General features: G+C 63.1%; 24 protein-coding genes, 1 other RNA gene and 1 pseudogene. 17 read left to right on the forward strand and 9 right to left on the reverse strand.

The window, feature by feature from the left end:
* Positions 1–40 precede the first annotated feature (40 nt).
* The 4 genes from potA to GSQ95_RS16825 all read left to right on the forward strand — a co-directional run bounded on the left by potA (position 41) and on the right by GSQ95_RS16825 (position 3,981).
* The gene (potA, locus tag GSQ95_RS16810; protein WP_133861329.1) at positions 41–1,195 is read left to right on the forward strand and encodes a polyamine ABC transporter ATP-binding protein; all 1,155 of its coding nucleotides are present in this window, start codon (positions 41–43) and stop codon (positions 1,193–1,195) included.
* The gene (locus tag GSQ95_RS16815) at positions 1,192–2,100 is read left to right on the forward strand and encodes an ABC transporter permease subunit (RefSeq protein WP_158891788.1); all 909 of its coding nucleotides are present in this window, start codon (positions 1,192–1,194) and stop codon (positions 2,098–2,100) included. The genes potA and GSQ95_RS16815 overlap by 4 nt, the downstream gene beginning before the upstream one ends.
* An 82-nt stretch (positions 2,101–2,182) precedes the next feature.
* Complete coding sequence (locus GSQ95_RS16820) at positions 2,183–3,079, forward strand: ABC transporter permease subunit (protein WP_158891790.1); 897 nt, start codon at positions 2,183–2,185, stop codon at positions 3,077–3,079.
* A 107-nt stretch (positions 3,080–3,186) separates the two neighbouring features.
* Complete coding sequence (locus tag GSQ95_RS16825) at positions 3,187–3,981, forward strand: thymidylate synthase (RefSeq protein ID WP_158891792.1); 795 nt, start codon at positions 3,187–3,189, stop codon at positions 3,979–3,981.
* A 17-nt stretch (positions 3,982–3,998) separates the two neighbouring features.
* On the opposite strand, the gene GSQ95_RS16830 is transcribed toward GSQ95_RS16825, so the two are convergent.
* From GSQ95_RS16830 to GSQ95_RS16840, 3 genes are all read right to left on the reverse strand, one after another.
* Complete coding sequence (locus tag GSQ95_RS16830; RefSeq protein ID WP_158891794.1) at positions 3,999–4,493, reverse strand: gluconokinase; 495 nt, start codon at positions 4,491–4,493, stop codon at positions 3,999–4,001.
* 41 nt (positions 4,494–4,534) lie between these two features.
* Positions 4,535–5,398: an EamA family transporter gene (locus GSQ95_RS16835; protein ID WP_158891796.1), complete on the reverse strand. Its 864-nt coding sequence runs from the start codon at positions 5,396–5,398 to the stop codon at positions 4,535–4,537.
* 69 nt (positions 5,399–5,467) lie between these two features.
* Entirely contained in the window at positions 5,468–5,812 is a 345-nt protein-coding gene (locus tag GSQ95_RS16840) for a hypothetical protein (RefSeq protein WP_158891798.1), read from the reverse strand.
* Positions 5,813–6,041: 229 nt separating this feature from the next.
* Here GSQ95_RS16840 and GSQ95_RS16845 point away from each other — a divergent pair, with 229 nt between their 5' ends.
* The 8 genes from GSQ95_RS16845 to GSQ95_RS16880 all read left to right on the forward strand — a co-directional run bounded on the left by GSQ95_RS16845 (position 6,042) and on the right by GSQ95_RS16880 (position 12,508).
* Positions 6,042–8,486, forward strand: coding sequence for a Lon protease family protein (locus GSQ95_RS16845; protein ID WP_158891800.1), 2,445 nt, complete (start codon positions 6,042–6,044; stop codon positions 8,484–8,486).
* 161 nt (positions 8,487–8,647) lie between these two features.
* A complete protein-coding gene (locus GSQ95_RS16850) occupies positions 8,648–8,989 on the forward strand; it encodes a hypothetical protein (RefSeq protein WP_007160783.1) in 342 nt (113 codons plus the stop codon).
* Between the two features lie 80 nt (positions 8,990–9,069).
* Positions 9,070–9,558 carry a TIGR00645 family protein gene (locus tag GSQ95_RS16855; protein ID WP_133861321.1) on the forward strand — a complete coding sequence of 163 codons (489 nt, stop codon included), beginning with the start codon at positions 9,070–9,072 and terminating at the stop codon, positions 9,556–9,558.
* Between the two features lie 146 nt (positions 9,559–9,704).
* The gene (locus GSQ95_RS16860) at positions 9,705–10,010 is read left to right on the forward strand and encodes a DUF6482 family protein (RefSeq protein WP_158891802.1); all 306 of its coding nucleotides are present in this window, start codon (positions 9,705–9,707) and stop codon (positions 10,008–10,010) included.
* Entirely contained in the window at positions 10,007–11,557 is a 1,551-nt protein-coding gene (locus GSQ95_RS16865) for a cryptochrome/photolyase family protein (RefSeq protein WP_158891804.1), read from the forward strand. The genes GSQ95_RS16860 and GSQ95_RS16865 overlap by 4 nt, the downstream gene beginning before the upstream one ends.
* Entirely contained in the window at positions 11,554–11,712 is a 159-nt protein-coding gene (locus tag GSQ95_RS16870; protein WP_158891806.1) for a DUF2256 domain-containing protein, read from the forward strand. The genes GSQ95_RS16865 and GSQ95_RS16870 overlap by 4 nt, the downstream gene beginning before the upstream one ends.
* 41 nt (positions 11,713–11,753) lie before the next feature.
* Positions 11,754–12,371 (forward strand): FKBP-type peptidyl-prolyl cis-trans isomerase, encoded by a 618-nt coding sequence (locus tag GSQ95_RS16875; protein WP_158891808.1) that lies wholly within the window; start codon positions 11,754–11,756, stop codon positions 12,369–12,371.
* A gap of 61 nt (positions 12,372–12,432) precedes the next feature.
* Positions 12,433–12,508: non-coding RNA, sX9 sRNA (locus GSQ95_RS16880), on the forward strand.
* A gap of 12 nt (positions 12,509–12,520) precedes the next feature.
* Here the strand turns inward: GSQ95_RS16880 and GSQ95_RS16885 are convergent.
* A complete protein-coding gene (locus tag GSQ95_RS16885; protein ID WP_007160789.1) occupies positions 12,521–12,775 on the reverse strand; it encodes a hypothetical protein in 255 nt (84 codons plus the stop codon).
* Positions 12,776–12,912: 137 nt separating this feature from the next.
* Positions 12,913–13,887 (reverse strand): polyprenyl synthetase family protein, encoded by a 975-nt coding sequence (locus tag GSQ95_RS16890; RefSeq protein WP_133861316.1) that lies wholly within the window; start codon positions 13,885–13,887, stop codon positions 12,913–12,915.
* Between the two features lie 400 nt (positions 13,888–14,287).
* Between GSQ95_RS16890 and rplU the strand changes: the two genes are divergently transcribed.
* The 4 genes from rplU to proB all read left to right on the forward strand — a co-directional run bounded on the left by rplU (position 14,288) and on the right by proB (position 17,357).
* Complete coding sequence (gene rplU, locus GSQ95_RS16895) at positions 14,288–14,602, forward strand: 50S ribosomal protein L21 (RefSeq protein WP_007160791.1); 315 nt, start codon at positions 14,288–14,290, stop codon at positions 14,600–14,602.
* A 26-nt stretch (positions 14,603–14,628) separates the two neighbouring features.
* A complete protein-coding gene (rpmA, locus tag GSQ95_RS16900; RefSeq protein WP_007160792.1) occupies positions 14,629–14,889 on the forward strand; it encodes a 50S ribosomal protein L27 in 261 nt (86 codons plus the stop codon).
* A 122-nt stretch (positions 14,890–15,011) separates the two neighbouring features.
* A complete protein-coding gene (gene cgtA / locus GSQ95_RS16905) occupies positions 15,012–16,223 on the forward strand; it encodes an Obg family GTPase CgtA (protein WP_133861314.1) in 1,212 nt (403 codons plus the stop codon).
* 15 nt (positions 16,224–16,238) lie between these two features.
* Entirely contained in the window at positions 16,239–17,357 is a 1,119-nt protein-coding gene (gene proB / locus GSQ95_RS16910) for a glutamate 5-kinase (RefSeq protein ID WP_017640856.1), read from the forward strand.
* Positions 17,358–17,425: 68 nt separating this feature from the next.
* Here the strand turns inward: proB and GSQ95_RS16915 are convergent, their stop codons facing one another.
* Positions 17,426–18,334: a LysR substrate-binding domain-containing protein gene (locus GSQ95_RS16915; protein WP_158891810.1), complete on the reverse strand. Its 909-nt coding sequence runs from the start codon at positions 18,332–18,334 to the stop codon at positions 17,426–17,428.
* Between the two features lie 93 nt (positions 18,335–18,427).
* On the opposite strand from GSQ95_RS16915, the gene GSQ95_RS16920 reads away from it, so the two are divergent.
* The gene (locus GSQ95_RS16920) at positions 18,428–19,390 is read left to right on the forward strand and encodes an EamA/RhaT family transporter (protein WP_158891812.1); all 963 of its coding nucleotides are present in this window, start codon (positions 18,428–18,430) and stop codon (positions 19,388–19,390) included.
* 19 nt (positions 19,391–19,409) lie between these two features.
* Here the strand turns inward: GSQ95_RS16920 and GSQ95_RS16925 are convergent, their stop codons facing one another.
* The 3 genes and pseudogenes from GSQ95_RS16925 to GSQ95_RS27220 all read right to left on the reverse strand — a co-directional run.
* On the reverse strand, positions 19,410–20,936 hold the full coding sequence (locus tag GSQ95_RS16925; protein ID WP_158891814.1) for an IS66 family transposase: 1,527 nt from the start codon (positions 20,934–20,936) through the stop codon (positions 19,410–19,412).
* Positions 20,937–20,986: 50 nt separating this feature from the next.
* Positions 20,987–21,346, reverse strand: coding sequence for an IS66 family insertion sequence element accessory protein TnpB (tnpB, locus tag GSQ95_RS16930; RefSeq protein ID WP_256664619.1), 360 nt, complete (start codon positions 21,344–21,346; stop codon positions 20,987–20,989).
* A 113-nt stretch (positions 21,347–21,459) separates the two neighbouring features.
* Positions 21,460–21,645: pseudogene (locus tag GSQ95_RS27220) on the reverse strand (transposase); the annotation flags it as partial.
* Positions 21,646–21,669 lie beyond the last annotated feature (24 nt).

Consider the following 21,669-nt stretch of genomic DNA (forward strand, 5'->3'; position numbering starts at 1 on the left):
ACCGGCCCGGCCGGTCCCCGATTTTCCTGGGGAGATGTACATGGCGACTGCCACCAGTGCCTTCAAGAAAGCCGCCACCGGCGACAAGAAAGCCAAGGAAGTCCTGGTCAAGATCGACCGGGTCACCAAGAAATTCGACGAAACCGTCGCTGTCGACGACGTCTCCCTGACCATCAACAAGGGCGAGATCTTCGCCCTGCTCGGCGGCTCGGGTTCGGGCAAGTCGACCCTGCTGCGCATGCTGGCCGGTTTCGAGCGACCCAGCGAAGGGCGCATCTTCCTCGATGGCGTGGACATCACCGACATGCCGCCCTACGAGCGGCCGATCAACATGATGTTCCAGTCCTATGCACTGTTCCCGCACATGAGCGTGGAGCAGAACATCGCCTTCGGCCTCAAGCAGGACAAGCTGCCCAAGGCCGAGATCGACGCCCGTGTGGCCGAGATGCTCAAGCTGGTGCACATGACCCAGTACGCCAAGCGCAAGCCGCACCAGCTCTCCGGTGGCCAGCGCCAGCGGGTGGCCCTGGCGCGCTCCCTGGCCAAGCGGCCCAAGCTGCTGCTGCTCGACGAACCCATGGGCGCCCTGGACAAGAAGCTGCGCTCGCAGATGCAGCTGGAACTGGTGGAGATCATCGAGCGCGTGGGCGTGACCTGCGTGATGGTGACCCACGACCAGGAAGAGGCCATGACCATGGCCGAGCGCATCGCCATCATGCACCTGGGCTGGATCGCCCAGGTGGGCAGCCCCATGGACATCTACGAGACCCCGGCGAGCCGGCTGGTCTGCGAGTTCATCGGCAGCGTCAACGTCTTCGACGGCGAGCTGACCGACGACGGTGCCGACCACGCCATCATCCACAGTCCGCAACTGGAGCGACCGATCTACATCGGTCACGGCATCAGCACCCGCGCCCAGGAAAAGCAGGTCACCTTCGCCCTGCGCCCCGAGAAGCTGCTGATGGGCACCAGCCTGCCGGCGGATCACGAGCATCCCGACTACAACTGGTGCAGCGGCACCGTGCACGACATCGCCTACCTGGGCGGGCACTCGGTCTATCACGTCAAGCTGGGCACCGGTCCCATCGTCCAGTGCTTCATCGCCAACGCCGAGCGTCTCGGCAAGCGACCCACCTGGGATGACGCCGTGGTGGTGTACTGGGAAGACGACAGCGGCGTGGTACTGCAAGCATGACCAGACCTCCCTTGCTCAAGCGCCTGCTCGATGGCCGCCGCCTGACCATCGGCGTGCCCTTCGTGTGGCTGTTCCTGTTCTTCCTGCTGCCGTTCCTGATCGTGCTCAAGATCAGCTTCTCGGTCGCGGACGTGGCCATTCCGCCCTATACCGAGCTGTTCACCTACGCTGACCAGCAACTGGATATCGCGCTCAACTTCGGCAACTACCTGATGTTCGCCGACGATCCGCTGTATCTGGACGCCTACCTCGGCTCGCTGAAGATGGCCGGCATCAGCACCCTGATCTGTCTGCTGATCGGCTATCCCATGGCCTATGCCATCGCCCGGGCCAGTCGCGAGAAGCAGACGGTGCTGCTGCTGCTGATCATGATGCCGACCTGGACCGCCATCCTCATCCGCGTCTATGCCTGGATGGGGCTGCTATCCACCAATGGCCTGATCAACAGCTTCCTGATGAGTCTGGGGATCATCAGCAGTCCGCTGCAGATGCTCAACACCAACTTCGCGGTGTACCTGGGGATCGTCTATTCCTATCTGCCGTTCATGATCCTGCCGCTGTTCGCCAACCTGGTGAAGCATGACCTGACCCTGCTGGAAGCCGCTGGCGACCTGGGTGCCAGTCGCTTCACCAGCTTCTGGAGGATCACCGTGCCGCTGTCCAAGAACGGCATCATCGCCGGCTGCATGCTGGTGTTCATTCCGGCAGTGGGCGAGTTCGTCATTCCCGAGCTGCTGGGTGGCCCGGAGACCCTGATGATCGGCCGCGTGCTCTGGCAGGAATTCTTCAACAACCGTGACTGGCCGGTGGCCTCGGCCCTGGCGGTGGTGATGCTGGTGATCCTCATCGTGCCCATCGTGCTGTTCAACAGAAACCAAGCCAAGGAACTGGAGGGCAAGCTGTGAGCCAGAAAGCCGCTCTGCGCCCATCGTGCTGTTCAACCGGCTCTCCAATCTGGAGCCGAGCCAAGGAACTGGAGGGCAAGCTATGAGAGGCCTCAAGTTCACCAACCTGATGCTGGTGCTCGGGCTGCTGTTCATCTATCTGCCGATGGTCATCCTGGTCATCTACTCCTTCAACGAGTCGCGCCTGGTGACCGTCTGGGGCGGCTGGTCGGTGAAGTGGTACGTCGGCCTGCTGGACAATACCCAGCTGATGAGCGCGGTGTTCCGCTCGCTGGAGATCGCCCTCTACACGGCCATCTCCTCGGTGATCCTCGGCACCCTGGCGGCCTTCGTGCTGACCCGCATCCCGCGCTTCCGCGGCCGCACCGTCTTCGGCGGCATGGTCACGGCGCCGCTGGTGATGCCCGAGGTGATCACCGGTCTGTCGCTGCTGCTGCTGTTCGTCTCCATGGCGCAACTGATCGGCTGGCCGCAGGACCGCGGCGTGACCACCATCTGGATCGCCCACACCAGCTTCTGCTCCTCCTATGTGGCGGTGGTGGTCTCCTCGCGCCTGCGCGAACTGGACCTGTCCATCGAGGAGGCAGCCATGGACCTGGGCGCCCGGCCGTGGAAGGTGTTCCTGCTGATCACCATTCCCATGATCGCGCCCTCGCTGGCGGCGGGCGGCATGATGTCCTTCGCCCTGTCGCTGGACGACCTGGTGCTGGCAAGCTTCGTCTCGGGCCCCGGCTCGACCACCCTGCCGATGGAGGTATTCTCCGCGGTGCGTCTGGGCGTGAAGCCGGAGATCAATGCCATCGCCAGCCTGATCCTCCTGGCGGTCTCGCTGTTCACCTTCTTCGCCTGGTACTTCACCCGCCGCGCCGAGAAGAAGCGCCTGCAGGGCCTGCAGGAAGCCATGGACGCCACGGCCTCGGAGATCACCCGGCGCGAACGCGAAACGGCCACCCTCATGGCGCCGCCGGCCAACAGCTAGGTCGCGTTTTGTCCCCTCTCCCTCCGGGAGAGGGTTAGGGTGAAGGCCGTTGTTTGCTAAAATTCCAGGCACTGCAACGAAATGCACTGCAACGATAAGCGGCCCCCATGAAACAGTACCTCGACCTGATGCGCCACGTGCGCGAACACGGCACCTTCAAGAGCGACCGCACCGGCACCGGGACCTACAGCGTCTTCGGCTACCAGATGAGATTCGATCTGGCCGAGGGCTTTCCCCTGGTCACCACCAAGAAGTGCCATCTGCGATCCATCATCCACGAACTGCTGTGGTTCCTGCAGGGCGAGACCAACATCCGCTACCTGAAGGACAACGGCGTGTCCATCTGGGACGAGTGGGCCGATGAGAACGGTGAGCTGGGCCCGGTCTACGGCTACCAGTGGCGCAGCTGGCCGGCACCGGACGGTCGCCATATCGACCAGATCGCCGGGGTGGTGGACATGATTCGCGCCAAGCCCGACTCGCGGCGCCTGATCGTCTCGGCCTGGAATCCGGCGCTGGTGGACGAGATGGCGCTGCCGCCGTGCCATGCGCTGTTCCAGTTCTATGTCGCCGATGGCCGGCTGAGCTGCCAGCTGTATCAGCGTTCCGCGGACATCTTCCTCGGCGTGCCCTTCAACATCGCCAGCTACGCGCTGCTGACCCTGATGGTGGCCCAGGTCACCGGACTGCAACCGGGCGAATTCATCTGGACCGGCGGTGATTGCCATCTCTATGCCAATCACCTGGAACAGACCGATCTGCAGCTGACCCGCGAACCGCTGCCGCTGCCGACCATGAAGCTCAATCCGGCGGTCACGGACCTGTTCGCCTTCCGCTTCGAGGATTTCGAACTGGCAGGCTACCAGGCCCATCCGCACATCAAGGCGCCGGTCGCGGTCTGAACAAGCGGCCGCCGCGCTCAGGTGCCGTCGCCGTGCTCAAGCACCTCGTCCACCAGTTGCTCGGGCGCCTTGCGTACGTCCAGCACCTGGGCTTCCAGGTGATCCGGCGCCTCCAGGGTGTCGAGCTGGCTCTGCAGGAGCTTGGGATCGAAGAAATGCCCGCGGCGACTGCCGATGCGCTCGGCCAGCAGCTCGGGTGAGCCCTTGAGGAACAGCAGCCGGACGCCTTCCAGGCCGTTCAGCAGGCGATCGCGATAGACCTTCTTCAGCGCCGAGCAGGCGAACACCCGGGTGGTGCCTTCGGCCTGTGCCTGCTGCATGGCGTCGTGGATGGCATCCAGCCAGGGCCAGCGATCCTCGTCGGTGAGGGCGATGCCCTTGGCCATCTTGTCCTTGTTGGCCTGGCTGTGAAAGGTGTCGGCATCGTCGAAACGGCAGTCCAGCCGGCTGGCCAGGAGTTCACCCAGGGTGGTCTTGCCACTGCCCGAGACGCCCATTATCAGATAGATCATCGTCGTCGCTCCACGTGAGGATTCGCCTCGCTATAGAGTGTCTAGAGCGGCGTTTGCTCCGGGGTCAGGCGGCTGCTCCAGGTGGCGCCGATGGACGCGACGATGATGCAGGCGAGGGCGAACCACTGGGCGACGCCCAGGATCTCGCCGAGGAATACCCAGCCGGAAAGGGCGCCCAGCGCCGGTTCCAGACTCATCAGGGTGCCGAAGGTGGCGGCCGGCAGGCGGGTCAGGACGACCATTTCCAGGGCATAGGGAATGGCCGTAGACATCAGCGCCAGGGCCAGCGCCAGCGGCCAGATTTCCGGTTGCAAGAGATTGCTGCCGCTATGGACGATGCCGATGGGCAGCACGACCAGGGCGGCGATGGTGGCGCCGAAAGCCACCGTGCCGGTACCGTGAACCGCGCCGGCGCGCTTGCCCAGGACGATGTAGATCGCCCAGCAGGCGCCGGCACCCAAGGCCAGGGTGGTGCCCAGCGGATCCAGGGCCGAGGCGTTGTGGCCGAAGGGCAGGAGCACGGCCAGGCCGGCCACCACCAGCACGATCCACAGCAGGTCCAGCCCGCGGCGCAGGGCGCACAGCGCCACTACCAGCGGACCGACGAATTCCAGGCCGACGGCGATGCCGATCGGCAGCCGCTGCATGGCCAGGTAGATGGTCAGGTTCATCACGCCCATGGCGACGCCATAGCCCAGCAGGCTGCCCAGCGCCGCGCGGCGGAAGTTGCGCCAGGGGCGCAGCACGATCAGCAGGACCAGGGCCGCGAAGATCAGCCGCAGGGTGGTGACGCCCACCGGATCGAGACGCAGGAACAGGGTCTTGGCCAGGCTGGCGCTGGTCTGGATCGAGGTCATGGCGACCAGCAGCAGGGCGACGGCGAACAGCGGAGAGCGGGCAGACATCGGCAGGGCTCGACTAGCGGGCCCGCCAGCATAGGTCATCCAGTCAGGGTCGCAAGGTTGGCTGCGACCTCAACGTGTTCTCGAGCGCTGCAGCAGCGATTCGGCGCTTTCGCGATTTTCCCGGACCTGCTCGACGAAGCGCTGCTGCTCTTCGCGCTGGGCCACCTGCACGCATTGCGCGTAGCCCGCGTCCCACCCTTGCTGGTAGGGCTTTTCCGCGGCGAAGCGGCGGGCGTCCTTGTGCTCGTAACCGATGCCATTGACCGCCTGCTTGCCGGTCTGGCAACCGTCACTGAAGCCATCGGCATAGGCCGGGGGATAGCCCTTGGCGATGAGCTGGTCGTGGTAACTGGTGCAAGCCGTGAGACTGGCCAGCAGGACGAACAACGAGGCGAGACGACGAGAGACAGCCATGGGAGCCTCCTCACGGGATACTACGTCTGATCCCTATGGAGAAAGCTTAGTTGGCGCCTGGTGAGAATTTCGTCAAAAAACGCCTGGGTTGAAAAATACCGACGGACGTCATGGCGAGCCCCTCGAACCGCTGCGCTTAAATACGCGGCGGAGCGACGCTTGCCTTGCTTCGGCTGTCATCCCGGTCGCAGAATGCGGGCACTGCTTGCATGCCTGACAAGGACTTACGATGCACGATCCCGTCGCAGCCGGTCTCCCGCTCGCCCCTGATGAGCTGACCCGCCCCTTCGCCCCCGAACAGTTTTCCTTCGCCGATACCGATCAGCTCGAGCCCTTCCGCGGCATCCTGGGTCAGGAGCGTGCGGTGGAAGCCCTGCAGTTCGGCGTGGCCATGCCGCGGCCCGGCTATAACGTCTTCGTCATGGGCGAGCCGGGCACCGGTCGTTTCTCCTTCGTCCAGCGCTATCTCAAGGCCGAAGCCAAGCGCCAGCCGACGCCCAACGACTGGGTGTACCTGAATCACTTCGAAGAGCCCCGGGCGCCAAGCGTGCTGGAGCTGCCCCCCGGCGAGGGCGAGGCCTTCGTGGCCGACATGGCCCATTTCATCGACAACCTGCTGGCTACCTTTCCGGCGGTGTTCGAGCATCCGGCCTTCCAGCAGAAGAAGAGCGCCATCGAGCGCGCCTTCAACCAGCGCTATGACCAGGCGCTGGACGTGGTGGAAAAGCTCGCCCTGGAAAAGGAAATCGCCCTCTACCGCGACGCCAACAATGTCGCCTTCACCCCGATGAAGGAAGGCAAGGCGCTGGATGAAGCCGACTTCGCCCAGCTGCCCGAAGCCGAGCGCGAGCGGTTCCACGCTGACATCTCCAGCCTGGAAGAGCGCCTCAACGAAGAGCTGGCCAGCCTGCCGCAGTGGCGGCGCGAGTCGAGCAACCAGCTGCGCGCCCTGAACGAAGACACCATCATCCAGGCCCTACAGCCGCTGCTGGCGCCGCTCTCGGAAAAGTACAACGACAACCCCGGGGTCTGCGCCTACCTGCAGGCGATGCAGGTGGATCTGCTCAAGACCGTGGTCGAGCAACTGGCCGACGACGCCAAGCCCGACATGCAGCGGCGCAAGGAGCTGCGCGAGCAATACGAGCCCAATCTGATCATCGGCCACCACGTCACCGGTGGTGCCCCGGTGGTGTTCGAGTCCCACCCGACCTACGACAACCTCTTCGGTCGCATCGAATACCAGTCCGATCAAGGCGCCCTCTACACCAACTACCGCCAGCTGCGCCCCGGCGCGCTGCACCGCGCCAATGGCGGCTTCCTCATCGTCGAGGCGGACAAGCTGCTGACCGAGCCCTTCGTCTGGGACGCCCTCAAGCGCGCCCTGCATTCGCGTCAGCTGAAGATGGAATCGCCGCTGGCCGAGCTGGGTCGGCTCACCGCCATGAGCCTGGCGCCGCAGCAGATCCCGCTGCAGCTCAAGGTCATCATCATCGGCTCGCGCAACATCTACTACACCCTGCAGGAGCTGGATTCGGACTTCCAGGAGATGTTCCGGGTACTGGTGGACTTCGACGAAGAGCTGCCGCTGCGCGACGAAAGCCTCGAGCAGTTCGCCCAGCTACTCAAGACGCGCACCTCGGAAGAGGGCATGGCGCCCCTGACCTCGGCGGCCGTGGCGCGGCTGGCCACCTACAGCGCGCGGCTGGCCGAGCACCAGGGCCGGTTGTCGGCGCGTATCGGCGATCTGTTCCAGCTGGTCAGCGAAGCCGACTTCATCCGCCACCTGGCCGGCGACGAGCGTACCGACAAGGGTCATGTCGAGCGGGCGCTCAAGGCCAAGGAAACCCGCACCGGTCGCGTCTGCGCCCGGGTGCTGGACGACATGCTGACCGGCCTCATCCTCATCGACACCCAGGGCGCCGCGGTGGGCAAGTGCAACGGCCTCACCGTGCTGGAGGTGGCCGATTCCGCCTTCGGCATGCCGGCGCGCATCTCCGCCACGGTCTACCCGGGTGCCAGCGGCATCCTCGACATCGAGCGCGAGGTCAGTCTGGGCCAGCCCATCCACTCCAAGGGCGTGATGATCCTGACCGGCTACCTGGGCAGTCGCTATGCCCAGGAATTCCCGCTGTCGATCTCGGCCAGCATCGCCCTGGAGCAGTCCTATGGCTATGTCGACGGCGACAGCGCCTCCCTCGGCGAGGCCTGCACCCTGATCTCCGCGCTGTCGCGCACGCCGCTCAAGCAGTGCTTCGCCATCACCGGCTCCATCAACCAGTTTGGCGAGGTGCAGCCGGTCGGCGGCGTGAACGAGAAGATTGAGGGTTTCTTCCGCCTCTGCCAGGCCCGTGGCCTGACCGGCGAGCAGGGCGTGATCATCCCGCGTGCCAACGTTACCAACCTGATGCTCGACGAGACCGTGCTGGAAGCGGTTCGCGCAGGGCTGTTCCATGTCTATGCCGTGCGCCAGGCGGATGAGGCGCTGTCGCTGCTGGTGGGCGAGCCCGCCGGGGCCCCGAATGCCAAGGGTCGCTTCCCGGACGGTAGCGTCAATGCGCGCGTGGTACAGCGTCTCAAGGAAATCGCCGAGCTCGAGCTGGAAGATGAACTGGCCGACAAACTCAGTGATAACTCCAAGGCAAAAGGGAAAAACAACGACGCGCAGGAGAACTGAGCTCCAGGGGGCAGGTCGGATTTTGTACAAGGCGTCGCAGCCCAAGTAGCACGGCGCCCAGACCCGCTTGCCCCCTGTTGACCAACAGGGTTGTCCACAGCCTTTGTGGATACCTCTGGCCTAGGACCGGCGAGCATTGAGCGCTTCGAGAGGATGACGCCATGTCCCGCACCATTACCCTGATCCGTCCCTGCCTGGGCCTCGTCACCCGTATCGAATGCGAAATCAAGCCGCTCGGTCAGGAGCAGGGCCTCTGGACCCTGTTGTGCGCCGCCGGCCTGAATGGCCAGCAGCCCACCGCGATCAAGGCCCAGGGGCCTTTCCACGGACCCAAGGCGGCCGAAGGCGTCATGACTGCCATCGCCGAGAACCTGGTGGAACAGGGCTATATCCAGGTCGAAGAGACCCAGATCTGGCGCCTGCACATGCAGAGCGAGCTGCGCAAGATGAACGGCGAGCGCGCCCACCAGCAGGTGCGTTTCCAGGTCGGTCCCGACGCCTGAGTCAGGTACAACCTGCCGCATTGGTCCGCCTGCAACGCCCCGGTATACTCGCCCGGCCCTGGTAATCCGAGCGAGTCTGCATGGAACGTCTGATCGAAAAAGCCCTTTACGCCTCCCGCTGGCTGCTGGCCCCCATCTACCTGGGGTTGTCCCTGGCACTTGTCCTGCTGGCGCTCAAGTTCTTTCAGGAAGTCTTCCACGTCCTGCCGCACATCTTCCAGTCCACCGAAGCCGAACTGATCCTGCTGGTCCTGTCGCTTATCGACATGGCACTGGTGGGTGGCCTGCTGGTCATGGTGATGATCTCCGGCTACGAGAATTTCGTCTCCCAGCTGGATATCGACGAAGGCTCGGAAAAGCTCAGCTGGCTGGGCAAGATGGATTCGGGCTCGCTGAAGAACAAGGTGGCTGCCTCCATCGTCGCCATCTCCTCGATCCACCTGCTGCGCATCTTCATGGATGCCCAGAACACCAATCCCGAATATCTCAAGTGGTACGTGATCATCCATCTGGTGTTCGTCGTCTCGGCCTTCGCCATGGGCTATCTGGATCGGCTAACCAAGCACTGACGGGCCGGGCGGCCATTCGTCCGCCGCCGGCAGCTTTCGTTTACGCTTTGTGGATTGCGCCGCTGCGCTGGCTTGTCCTAGGTTGTCGAATGCTTACAGCTGCCGATCGACGCCTCCCTGGCGTCGATCTCGACCCGGAGGTTTCCATGCAATTGCCGGAATTGATCCAGCGCGCCCAGGCCGGCGAGGTCCGTGAACTCAATCTGCTGTCCATCGAAGGCGGCTTCTATGTGCTCGAGGTGCTCACCCAGGGCGGTCGCACGCGGCTGACCGGGCGGGATGGCCACTTCTACCGCCTGGGCTCCGCTGCCCAGGCCCGCCGTCTGCTGGCCGACCTGCCGCCGCTGCCGTGCTTTCTCATCCAGCACAGTGCCTATGACGAGATGGTCGGCATGGCGCCACGCTCCTCGGAACCCCTGAAGATCCCGCTGAACTACCGGAACGCCTCTTGAGCGACGGCGCCGTCCGGCGCCTGCTGCCGGTCCTTGGCGATCAGCTGTCGCCCCGGCTGGCCTCCCTGCGTGATGCCGATCCCGCCCAGGACGTACTGCTGCTCGCCGAGGTCCAGGAAGAAGCCAGCTACGTCCCGCACCACCCGCGCAAGATCGCGCTGATCTTCAGCGCCATGCGCCACTTCGCCAGCGAGATGCGCACGCGTGGCTTCCAGGTCCATTACCGCACCCTGGATGACCCGGACAACCAGGGCTCGCTGCCGGCCGAGATCGCTTTCTGGGCAAAGAAGACGGGCGCGCGTCAGGTTCATCTGACCGAGGCCGGCGAATGGCGTCTGGAACAGGCCTTGCGAGGGCTCGCTCTGGCAATACCTGTGCAGTGGTACGGCGACGACCGATTCCTCTGCAGCCGCGCCGCCTTCGCCCGCTGGGCCGGAGCCCGCACCGAGTTGCGCATGGAGGCCTTCTACCGCGGCATGCGCAGGCGACACGGCTGGTTGATGGACGGGGAGGACGAACCCTGTGGCGGGGTCTGGAATCTGGACAAGGACAATCGCAAGGCCCTGCCCAGGGACCATTCTGTCCCCGAGCCCTTCAGCTGTCCGCCCGATGCCTGTACCCGGGAGGTGCTCGACCTGGTCGGGCAGCGCTTCGCCCACCACTATGGCCGGCTGGAGGGTTTCGACTATCCGGTGACCCGTACCCAGGCCGAGCGCCTCTGGCAGCAGTTCCTGGCGTCGGGCCTGCGCGACTTTGGCCGCTACCAGGACGCCATGGCCCATGGCGAGCCCTATCTGCATCACGCGCGGATCAGCGCGGCACTCAATATCGGGCTGCTGGACCTGCGTCAGCTCTGCGCCGACGTGGACGCCGCCTATCGCGAGGGCAGGGTGCCGCTCAACAGCGCCGAGGGTTTTCTGCGTCAGCTGATCGGCTGGCGGGAGTACGTCCATGGCGTCTACTGGCTGCGCATGCCCGACTACCGGGAGCTCAATGTGCTGGGCAATAGCCGGCCGCTACCGGAGTTCTACTGGACCGGGACGACCCGCATGGCCTGCCTGCGCGAAGCCATCGGCCAGACCCTGGCGCTGGGTTACGCCCACCATATCCAGCGGCTGATGGTCACCGGCAACTTCGCCCTGCTGGCCGGCATCGCGCCCCAGGCCATCGGCGAGTGGTACCTGGCGGTCTATCTGGATGCCTTCGAGTGGGTCGAGCTGCCCAACACCCAGGCCATGGTAATGCACGCGGACGGTGGCTATCTGGCGAGCAAGCCCTATTGCGCCAGCGGCCAGTACATCCGTCGCCAGTCCGACTACTGCAAGGGCTGCCACTATCAGGTCGGCGAGGCCCTGGGCGAGCGGGCCTGCCCCTTCAATGCCCTCTACTGGCATTTCCTGATCCGCCATCGCGGGCGCTTCGCCCACTATCCGCGCATGCTCAATCTCTATCGCAATCTCGATCGTCAGACGCCCGAACGGCAGCAGGCGCTGTGGCAGCGGGGAGAGGCACTGCTGGCGCGTCTCGACGCAGGAGCATCCCTATGAAGAAGGCCGATCTGCCCACCAAGCTCTGTCCGGTCTGCCAGCGGCCCTTCACCTGGCGCAAGAAGTGGGAGCGCAACTGGGACGAGGTGCGCTACTGCTCCGAGCGCTGTCGCCGGCAGCGTGGCAGCCTGGGCGGCGGCGAGTCGAGTCCCTGATGTGCTAGGCTCGGCTCCTTTTTGACGATGGAAAGGCTGCTATGAACGACATCCTGCTCGACACCGACGAAGCCCGCGTCAGCTATGGCATCGGCCGCCAGCTGGGCGATCAGCTGCGCCAGAATCCGGTCCCCGGCATGCAGCTGGCAGCCGTGCTCGCCGGTCTCAACGAGGCCTTCGACGGCCAGGAGTCCCGGGTGGACGTCGAGTCGCTGAACGCCAGCTTCCGTGTCATCCGCGAGCGCATGCAGGCGGAAGCCCAGATCAAGGCCGCCGCGGCCGCCCAGGAAGGCGTCGACTACCTGAAGGCCAATGCCGAGCGCCCTGGCGTCGTGGTGCTGCCGTCCGATCTGCAATACGAGGTGCTCACCCAGGGTGAAGGCGCTACGCCGACTCGCGAAGACCAGGTGCGTACCCACTACCACGGCACCCTCATCGACGGCAGCGTGTTCGACAGCTCCTACCAGCGTGGCCAGCCAGCCGAGTTTCCGGTGGGCGGCGTGATCGCCGGCTGGACCGAAGCCCTGCAACTGATGCCTGCCGGCAGCAAGTGGCGCCTGCATGTGCCCAGCGAACTGGCCTATGGCGCCCAGGGCGTCGGCGGCATCCCGCCACATAGCGTGCTGGTGTTCGACGTCGAGCTGCTCGACGTCCTTTAAGAGCGACCAACAAAACTACTGCGCGTCCGCCAGGCGGGTGCGTGCCGTGCTCGAAATCCTCATGTACCACTTGTACATTGCGGTTTCTGCGCTCTGCGCACACCCGCCTAACAACCGCTCGCTACGTTCTGTTGGCCACTCTTCGGCCCTCAGCAGTCCAGCCGCAGCGCCTCGTTGTCCGGGCGCAGCGCCAGGGCATAGCTGAACAGAAAGACCTGGCGGATCTGCTCCTTCACCACCCGCGGTTCGCTGGAGGTGAGGCTGTGCAGGTCCAGCTCGCCCAGGTCCTTGAGTTCTTCCAGCGCCGTCTCGTCCAGTTCCGCGCAAACCTTGCCGGTTTCCCGGTTGAGGATGCGCAGATAGGGGTGCGGCCGGTCCAGCCAGGCGTCGATCAGATAAGTCATGGCAAGAGCTCCTGCTGTGCTATTCATGAGAATAATTCTTATTCGCTAAATAGCAAGCCGATTACCTGACTTTTTTAGTAGGACATGAAAAAGCCCGCAGTCTGGCGACAGCGGGCTTGGTCAGTCGACGTCAGGCCTCAGTGGGTACGGGCCACCGAGAAGCGACCCAAGTCGGCGAGCGCGTCGCGATATTCGCTGGCGGGCAGGGCATCCAGGCAGGCGATGGCCCGCTCGGCGAATTCCTGCGCCTTGCGCGCGGTATAGTCGAGGGCGCCGGCAGCTTCGACGGCGGCGCGCACGCCTTCCAGATCCTGACTGCCGCCCTGGCGGATCGCCTGGCGTACCAGCGCGGCCTGTTCAGCAGTGCCTTCGCGCATGGTCACGATCAGCGGCAGGGTCGGTTTGCCTTCAGCCAGGTCGTCACCGACGTTCTTGCCCAGGGCCACGGCGTCGCCCTGGTAGTCGAGCAGGTCGTCGACCAGCTGGAAGGCCACGCCCAGATGATCGCCATAGCGGCGCAGGGCGTCCGCCTGTTCGGCGCTGGCGTCGGCCAGGATCGCCGCGCTGTGGGTGGAGGCCTCGAAGAGCATGGCGGTCTTGCCGCGAATGACCTCCATGTAGATCTCTTCGGTGGTGCTGGCGTCGCGGATCTTCGACAGCTGCAGCACCTCGCCCTCGGCGATGACGCGAGTGGCCTGGGAGATGATGCGCATCACCTCCATGGAGCCCAGCGCCACCATCATCTCGAAGGAGCGGGCATAGAGGAAGTCGCCGACCAGCACGCTGGGGGCGTTGCCCCAGAGGGCGTTGGCAGTGGAACGGCCGCGGCGCATCCCCGAGGCATCGACGACGTCGTCGTGCAGCAGGGTGGAGGTGTGCAGGAATTCGATGGTCGCCGCCAGCAGCTGCAGATCGTGGTCGGCGCGCCCGAGCGCCTTGCCGGCCAGCAGCACCAGCAGCGGACGCAGGCGTTTGCCGCCCGCAGAGACGATGTAGTCGCCAATCTTCTCGACCAGCGGCACGCGCGAGGTCAGCTGCTGGCGGATGATGCCGTCTACGGCGGCGAAATCGTCCGTCACCACGCGATAGAAGGACTGGGATTGCTGCGTCATTGAGAGGTGTCCACTGGAGGTCCGGGCAATATTCAGGCGGCCGGATGGCGCATGACCGCCAGACTATGCCCTAGGGACCGGCACGAGTGCCATGCCCAGGGATTGCCATCGCGCTCCCGCGGCTCGCCGCTCCTGCCGATTCGGCTGGGCACCGGCCCGGCATGGCCGCTGAACGAGGTTGCGCGGCATGCTAGGGGTGGGGTGGGGGGCTGTCAAGGCGCGGGCGGACGGCTCTTGCCTCCTGGCCCGGGCTTGCGTAGAATCGCGGGCCCTGAACATTCCTAGGGTTGACCCCCTGTCTTACGCAATTGCGCGGCGGTCCTTCCGGTCCCGTGCAGCCATGCCGGTCGACGATACCTCCTATAAAGCACCGGGTGAGCAGGTTTAACGGAGATTTACCATGTCCTACGCAGTTATCGTTACCGGTGGCAAGCAATACAAGGTCGCCGAAGGCGAATACCTGAAGGTCGAGAAGCTCGACATCGCCACCGGTGAAACCGTCACCTTCGACCAGGTTCTGCTGGTTGGCAACGGTGACGACGTCAAGATCGGTCTGCCGGTCGTTGATGGTGCCAAAGTGACCGCCGAAGTGACCGCCCAGGGCCGTCACGACAAGGTCACCATCATCAAATTCCGTCGTCGTAAGCATCACATGAAGCGTCAGGGCCACCGTCAGTGGTTCACCGAAATCAAGATCACTGGCATCCAGGCCTGATCTCGCCTCTAACGGAGAATTGACTCATGGCACACAAAAAAGCGGGTGGTTCTACTCGTAACGGTCGCGATTCCGAAAGCAAACGCCTTGGCGTGAAGCTGTACGGCGGCCAGGTCGTCAAGGCCGGCAACATCATCGTGCGTCAGCGCGGCACCCAGTACCATGCCGGTTACGGCGTGGGCCTCGGCAAGGATCACACCCTGTTCGCGAAAGTGGACGGCGTGATCAAGTTCGACGTGAAGGGCGCCTTCGGTCGTCGTTACGTGAGCATCGTCGCCGCCGCCTAAGGCCCGTGACGAAAGAAAAGCCCTGTCTACCCGACGGGGCTTTTTCGTTTGTAGTTAAGCTATTTCCCTTGTAGTTAAGCTATTTCCTTGTTTGCAGCGGCCCGCGAGCGCGGGAGGTCCAGATGAAATTCGTCGATGAAGTATCCATACACGTAAAAGCGGGTGACGGCGGCAACGGCATGATGAGTTTCCGCCGGGAGAAATTCATCGAGAAGGGTGGCCCCAATGGCGGTGACGGCGGCGATGGCGGGTCGATCTGGCTTGAAGCCGACATCAACCTGAACACCCTGGTCGATTACCGTTACACCCGACGTTTCACCGCGCAGAACGGTGAAAAGGGCGGGAGCACCGAGTGCACCGGCGCCAAGGGTGAAGACCTGGTGCTGCCGGTACCCGTGGGCACCACGGTGATCGATGCGGCGACCCAGGAGATCATCGGTGACCTGACCCAGCCCGGTCAGCGCATCCGGGTGGTCCAGGGTGGCTGGCACGGCCTCGGCAATACCCGTTTCAAGTCCAGCACCAATCGTGCGCCGCGGCAGACCACACCCGGCAAGCCCGGCGAAGAGCGTGATCTCAAGCTGGAGCTCAAGGTGCTGGCGGACATCGGCCTGCTCGGCCTGCCCAATGCCGGCAAGAGCACCTTCATCCGTGCGGTGTCGGCTGCCAAGCCCAAGGTGGCGGACTATCCCTTCACCACCCTGGTGCCGAATCTGGGTGTGGTCAGCGTGGGGCGCTTCAAAAGCTTCGTGGTCGCCGACATTCCGGGGCTGATCGAGGGTGCCTCCGAAGGCGCCGGTCTGGGGATCCGTTTCCTCAAGCACCTGGCGCGAACCCGCCTGCTGCTGCACCTTGTCGACATGGCACCGCTGGATGAGAGCGATCCGGCCGAGGCTGCCGAGACCATCATCAACGAGCTGACCAAGTTCAGCCCGGCGCTCGGCGAGCGTGACCGCTGGCTGGTGCTGAACAAGGCCGACCAGTTGCTCGACGACGAGCGCGAAGAGCGCCTCAAGGCGGTGGTCGAGCACCTGGATTGGCAGGGTCCGGTCTTCGTCATCTCCGCGCTGGAGCGCGAGGGGACCGAGCAGCTCTGCCAGGCGATCATGCAGTATCTCGACGAGCGCACCCTGCGCCTCGCCGAGGATCCGGCCTATGCCGAAGCGCTGGAAGAACTCGATCAGCGCATCGAGGATGAGGCGCGGGCACGGCTGCAGGCGCTGGATGACCAGCGTGCCCTGCGTCGTTCCGGGGTCAAGGCGGTGGACGATGCCGATGACGACTTCGATGACGAAGACGACGGCGACGGTCCGGAAATCTTCTACGTACGGTAAGAAAGGAGCTTGCCCATGCGTGATCAGGTGTCTGGCGCCCAGCGCTGGGTGGTGAAGATCGGCAGTGCCCTGCTGACCGACGACGGTCGTTGTCTGGACGGTGGGGCCATGGCTGGTTGGGTCGAGCAGATGGTGGCCCTGCACCAGGCGGGCATCGAGCTGGTACTGGTGTCCTCGGGTGCGGTAGCGGCTGGCATGAGCCGGCTCGGCTGGGCGCAGCGCCCGACCGCCATCAACGAGTTGCAGGCGGCCGCGGCGGTGGGGCAGATGGGGTTGGTGCAGGCCTGGGAATCCAGTTTTGCCGAGCACCAGGTGCAGACCGCGCAGATCCTGCTGACCCATGACGACCTGTCCGATCGCAAGCGCTATCTCAACGCCCGCAGTACCTTGCGGACGCTGGTGAGCCTGGGCGTGGTGCCGGTGATCAACGAAAACGATACCGTCGTGACCGACGAGATTCGTTTTGGCGACAACGACACCCTGGCGGCCCTGGTGGCCAACCTGGTCGAGGCCGATCTGCTGGTCATCCTCACCGATCGCGATGGCATGTTCGACGCCGATCCGCGCAACAACCCCGACGCCAGCCTCATCAGTGAGGCGCGTGCCGACGATCCGGCGCTGGATCTGGTCGCTGGCGGTACCGGCGGTGCCCTGGGGCGTGGCGGCATGCAGACCAAGCTGCGTGCTGCTCGTCTGGCGGCACGTTCCGGTGCCTATACCGTCATCGTCGGTGGGCGGATCCAGCAGGTGCTCAGTCGCCTGCAGCAAGGCGAACAGTTGGGGACCCTGCTGTCACCCGAGCGCGGCCTGGTGGCGGCGCGCAAGCAGTGGCTGGCAGGGCATCTGCAGGTGCGTGGCACCCTGCGCCTGGATGCCGGTGCAGTGCAGGCCCTGGTAGGCGGTCATCGCAGTCTGTTGCCGGTGGGTGTACGGGAGCTGGAAGGCAGCTTCCGGCGTGGCGAGATGGTCGCCTGCGTCGGTCCGGATGGGCGCGAGGTGGCGCGTGGTCTGGTCAACTACAGTGCGACCGAGGCGCGGCGCATCCTGGGGCGGCCCTCGGATGCCATCGTTGTCGAGCTGGGCTACGTCTACGAGCCCGAACTGATCCACAGGGACAATCTGGTCCTGGTCTGACGATTGTCGGTAAGCGTCTGCCGAAGGCACCTTGCTCATGCTGAAGTTTCCTGTGCTCTGGAAGACGGTCAGGCCTTCATGCACAAATGTTCTTGGAGCCACCTCAGTAGCGCTTGCACTTCGATCCGTTCATCTCCGCTATTTTTTTTGTAAACAGAAATCGCATGGGGCAGAGGCACGCTTTCTGCGCAAGCTTGCATCAAAGCGCCCTCTTCAATAAGTTTTTTGGCAGTTCGACGCCAACCTAATGCAATACCATGCCCCGCGACTGCCGCCTGAAGCATCAGCGGGTAGCTATCAAACACCGTACCTCGCGGATGATCTGCCATCGTATTTCCAAATACCTTCAACCAGTCTTCCCAAGTCATGAAGTCTAGGGGCGTAGAACGATAGTGCAAAAGACTGTGCGCGCGCAGCTCTCCAAGGCTTAGAAACTTACCAGTCGCAAGGTAGTTCGGACTGCACACTGGAAAGACTTCGTCGGCAGCTGTAAATACTAGAGTATACGAGCCGCTAGCGCGCCCGGTGGTTTGCAGGGCAACATCGAAGTGATCATTGAATTCGGCAATGGGCCGCGTCGAGGTCACAACTTGAACCTCAATTCCCGCATGTTGATCTTGGAATATAGAGAGACGAGGCATCATCCAATAAAAGGCTTCACATAATTGGCACAGTAAAACCACACGATTTTTGCGGTGCGTTTTTCGAAGCGCCACAGCACCGTCGCTGATACGTCCCAATGCCGCGCTCACCACGCCTGCCAGCGTGCGCCCCTCCTCCGTCAAAAACACAGCTCGATTACGGCGGATAAAGAGCTTCACGCCAAGATCTTCTTCAAGGCCACGGATTTGCCGGCTGATGGCGGCCTGGGTGATGTGCAACTCATCAGCGGCCTTCGAGAAGCTTTCCAGCCGGGCAGCCGCCTCAAAAGGCAGCAAACTGGTGAGCGGTGGCAATGTCTTCCTAAGCTTATTCATAATCAGCCGTTATGCATCCTGAACCGAGAACTCGTTTGTAGCACACCCGCGACGGTGGGCAATATGAACGGAACACCTCCTGGATTTCAGCTAATGGTCACCGCCCGTTCAACTATCATCTCCGGAGTGATACTTGCCGTTTTTGCAACGCTGGCATGGGCGCTTAACTTCATAGCCCCTTACGTGACTGGCCCCTACAGCATCTACGACCTTACGATCATCAGGTTTCTAATCGCCGGCGCCTTGGGGGCACTAGGGGTAATGCTGTCTCGCGCCCAGCGGCGGCTATTGCAACGCTCCCAACAGTTGCTCGCCGCAGGGCTGGGCGCAATCGGATATTTAGGGTACAGCAGTTGTATTGCCGCAGGCGTGATTTACGGTGGCCCGGTGCTGACGGCGGCGTTCGTCGGGTTCGTACCTGTTCTACTCGCCTTATTCGGCAATGCGAGAGAAAAGACGCTGCAGTGGCACTCCCTTGCCCTACCACTGACGTTCTTGATGGCTGGGATCGTCCTTTCAACTATCAGCAGCATGAATCTGCCGCAGACAGGTGAAACGTCTTGGCGAGCGGGAACCGTCTTTTCTGGCTTGGCGGTAACCCTGTGGTTAGCCTTCAGTCTGCTGAATCAAAACGCCATGGGGAAAATTTCCCGTGCTGCAACAGGCGTCTGGACAGGGTTGATGATGGCGGGGGCTGGCATAGGCACCTTGTGCCTGATCCCCGCTGTACAAGCGCTAGGCCTCTTTAAACTCCCGAGCATTGGTTTCAGCATCGCCTTGGCGGGACATCTTTATACCTGGAGCTTCGTTATTGCGGTTATGTCTTCGGTGATCGGCGCGTGGACATGGAACGCAGCAACACGACGTCTCCCGATGGTGCTTTCCGGTCAGTTGATTTCGCTGGAGTCTTTGTTCGCAGCTTTACTCGGTTTACTCTTTAACGGCAGGCTGCCTACCCCCATAGAGGCTGCAGGCCTTATTGCCGTGCTCATAGGTGCAGCCATAGCAGTTCACAACATTCTCAATGTAGATGATGGGTCTGCCACAGGTAGATGACTTAAACCACCCGCCCGAGTTAGTAAGGAATCCATTGATGCGGTAGCAGTTGCTCGATGTCACTAGCCTTCTGCATCGGTAACCGCGTCAGCACATCCTTGAGATACGCGTACGGATCATGCCCGTTCATGCGCGCCGACTGGATCAGGCTCATGATCGCCGCTGCCCTTTTACCGCTGCGCAGCGACCCAGCGAAGAGCCAGTTCGACCTACCGAGCGCCCACGGCCTGATTTGGTTCTCGACCGCATTGTTATCAATGGGCACAGCACCATCATCCAAGTAGCGCGTCAGCGCTACCCAGCGTTTCAAGCTGTAATTCAGTGCCTTGGCCGTGGCCGAGCCCTCGGGCACAAGCACGCGCTGAGCCAGCATCCAAGCATGCAACTTTTCAGCGATAGGCATCGCCATTTCCTGTCGTAATCGCCAGCGATCTTCGTCGCTCATGTCCTTGGCCTGCCGTTCGACTTCGTACAAGCCGCCGATGGAGTGCAGCGCTTGCTCGGCCAACTGGCTTTTATTCGCCATATGCAGGTCGAAAAACTTGCGCCGGGCATGGGCCATGCAGCCGATTTCGGTAATGCCCTGCTCGAAGCCGGCTTTGTAGCCTGCGAAGTCATCGCACACCAGCTTGCCGCTCCAGGTGCCCAGGAAGTTACGCGCATGTTCACCTGCACGGCTGGGGCTGAAGTCGTAGACCACAGCCTTCAGTGCCGAGAACGGCGTGGTGCAATAGGCCCAGACATACGCGCGGTGCGTTTTCTTTTCGCCCGGGGCCAGCATCTGCACCGGTGTTTCATCAGCATGGACGACTTGCCGGGCCAACACGGCATCGCGCAATGCATCTACCAGCGGTTGCAGTTGTACGCCGGTTTGGCCCACCCACTGAGCCAGCGTCGAGCGCGGGATCGCCAAGCCGGCACGGCCGAAGATCTTTTCCTGCCGGTACAGCGGAAGGTGGTCGGCGAATTTGGCCACCATCACGTGCGCCAGCAGGCCGGCAGTGGGGATGCCCTTATCGATCACCTGTGACGACACCGGCGCTTGGATCAGTGTTTCGCACTGCCGGCAGGCCCATTTCCCACGAACGTGCTGTTCGACGGTGAACACGCCCGGCGTGTAGTCCAGCTTCTCGCTGACGTCTTCACCGATGCGCTGAAGCTGGCAGCCGCAAGCGCACTGGGTGCTGCCCGGCTCGTGATGGATCACAGTGCGCGGGAACTGCGACGGCAGCGGCGCACGCTTGGGTTGCTGGCGTGGTTCTGCCTGCGCGGGCGCGGGATGAAGTGCTTTCAACTCGGCCTCGATGGCTTCGAGGTCGGTATTGAGTAGGTCATCCAGCAAGCTGCCTTGCGCCGGGCTGATCTGCTCGCTGCGTTTGGCGAACTTGTGCCGCTTGAGAATGGCTATTTCGTGAGTGAGCTGCTCGATGATCGTCTCATCACGATGGATCTTTCTACCCATGGTGTCGACCTTGGACATCAACTGCGCAGCCAGCGCGCGCAGTTGTTCAGGAGGCATTTGGTCGAGATCGGGCAAGGAAGTCATGCCGTGGATTTTACCAAAGCAGTCCTCCGGTCACAGCTAAAAGCCAGGTATTAGAGCAATGTAATTGCGCCGCCTGCACCTACTCGCTGCCAAGGCAATCCAAGTACCAGCGCCAGGAGTTGTTCGGGGTCGAGTTCGACCTCCGCGCCACGATGGATGCCCGGCCAATGAAACTTGCCCTGATTCAAGCGTCGCGCCGCTAGCCAAATACCAACGCCGTCATGCACCAGCACCTTCATGCGGTTGCCCCGGCGGTTGGCAAAGAGGTAGGCGCAGTGCGGCTTCGCCGCACCGAACACGGCAACGACCCGGGCCAGTGCAGTGTCAGTACCGGCCCGCATGTCCATGGGCTGGGTGGCGAGCCAGATGGAGTCGATACGAATAATAGGGCCAGGCCACGAATAAAACACGCGCAGCCGTCCGGATCTGAGGCTGGCCATTTTACGGTGACGGATTTATCGCCCAGAGCCAGTGAGATGATCACCGTCTCTTCTGTTGCTCGCTTAGGTGCAGCTTGTACGGGGACGAAGGCCGGCAGAGTTGCGGGTGATTGATCCCGGTAAACAGGTAGCCACTTGCGGATCACGTTGGCGTTGATGCCGTGATGGATGGCTACGCTGGAAATCGTCGCTCCAGGTTGCAGGCATTTCTGGACGACCTGGGCTTTGAACGGTTTGGGGTGTGGATTCAACCGGTGAACGCAACACACTAGATTCTGCGTAAGCAGGAGGGT

It is taken from the genome of Pseudomonas sp. BAV 4579 (assembly GCF_009765395.1).
In the GTDB taxonomy this organism is placed as follows: Bacteria; Pseudomonadota; Gammaproteobacteria; order Pseudomonadales; family Pseudomonadaceae; genus Chryseomonas; species Chryseomonas aestiva.

Excerpts from the sequence above, each read along its gene's own strand:
- potA (WP_133861329.1), top strand. The coding sequence starts at position 41 with ATGGCGACTGCCACCAGTGCCTTCAAGAAAGCCGCCACCGGCGACAAG.
- GSQ95_RS16815 (WP_158891788.1), top strand. The coding sequence starts at position 1,192 with ATGACCAGACCTCCCTTGCTCAAGCGCCTGCTCGATGGCCGCCGCCTG.
- GSQ95_RS16820 (WP_158891790.1), top strand. The coding sequence starts at position 2,183 with ATGAGAGGCCTCAAGTTCACCAACCTGATGCTGGTGCTCGGGCTGCTG.
- GSQ95_RS16825 (WP_158891792.1), top strand. The coding sequence starts at position 3,187 with ATGAAACAGTACCTCGACCTGATGCGCCACGTGCGCGAACACGGCACC.
- GSQ95_RS16830 (WP_158891794.1), bottom strand. The coding sequence starts at position 4,493 with ATGATCTATCTGATAATGGGCGTCTCGGGCAGTGGCAAGACCACCCTG.
- GSQ95_RS16835 (WP_158891796.1), bottom strand. The coding sequence starts at position 5,398 with ATGTCTGCCCGCTCTCCGCTGTTCGCCGTCGCCCTGCTGCTGGTCGCC.
- GSQ95_RS16840 (WP_158891798.1), bottom strand. The coding sequence starts at position 5,812 with ATGGCTGTCTCTCGTCGTCTCGCCTCGTTGTTCGTCCTGCTGGCCAGT.
- GSQ95_RS16845 (WP_158891800.1), top strand. The coding sequence starts at position 6,042 with ATGCACGATCCCGTCGCAGCCGGTCTCCCGCTCGCCCCTGATGAGCTG.
- GSQ95_RS16850 (WP_007160783.1), top strand. The coding sequence starts at position 8,648 with ATGTCCCGCACCATTACCCTGATCCGTCCCTGCCTGGGCCTCGTCACC.
- GSQ95_RS16855 (WP_133861321.1), top strand. The coding sequence starts at position 9,070 with ATGGAACGTCTGATCGAAAAAGCCCTTTACGCCTCCCGCTGGCTGCTG.
- GSQ95_RS16860 (WP_158891802.1), top strand. The coding sequence starts at position 9,705 with ATGCAATTGCCGGAATTGATCCAGCGCGCCCAGGCCGGCGAGGTCCGT.
- GSQ95_RS16870 (WP_158891806.1), top strand. The coding sequence starts at position 11,554 with ATGAAGAAGGCCGATCTGCCCACCAAGCTCTGTCCGGTCTGCCAGCGG.
- GSQ95_RS16875 (WP_158891808.1), top strand. The coding sequence starts at position 11,754 with ATGAACGACATCCTGCTCGACACCGACGAAGCCCGCGTCAGCTATGGC.
- GSQ95_RS16885 (WP_007160789.1), bottom strand. The coding sequence starts at position 12,775 with ATGACTTATCTGATCGACGCCTGGCTGGACCGGCCGCACCCCTATCTG.
- GSQ95_RS16890 (WP_133861316.1), bottom strand. The coding sequence starts at position 13,887 with ATGACGCAGCAATCCCAGTCCTTCTATCGCGTGGTGACGGACGATTTC.
- rplU (WP_007160791.1), top strand. The coding sequence starts at position 14,288 with ATGTCCTACGCAGTTATCGTTACCGGTGGCAAGCAATACAAGGTCGCC.
- rpmA (WP_007160792.1), top strand. The coding sequence starts at position 14,629 with ATGGCACACAAAAAAGCGGGTGGTTCTACTCGTAACGGTCGCGATTCC.
- cgtA (WP_133861314.1), top strand. The coding sequence starts at position 15,012 with ATGAAATTCGTCGATGAAGTATCCATACACGTAAAAGCGGGTGACGGC.
- proB (WP_017640856.1), top strand. The coding sequence starts at position 16,239 with ATGCGTGATCAGGTGTCTGGCGCCCAGCGCTGGGTGGTGAAGATCGGC.
- GSQ95_RS16915 (WP_158891810.1), bottom strand. The coding sequence starts at position 18,334 with ATGAATAAGCTTAGGAAGACATTGCCACCGCTCACCAGTTTGCTGCCT.
- GSQ95_RS16920 (WP_158891812.1), top strand. The coding sequence starts at position 18,428 with ATGGTCACCGCCCGTTCAACTATCATCTCCGGAGTGATACTTGCCGTT.
- GSQ95_RS16925 (WP_158891814.1), bottom strand. The coding sequence starts at position 20,936 with ATGACTTCCTTGCCCGATCTCGACCAAATGCCTCCTGAACAACTGCGC.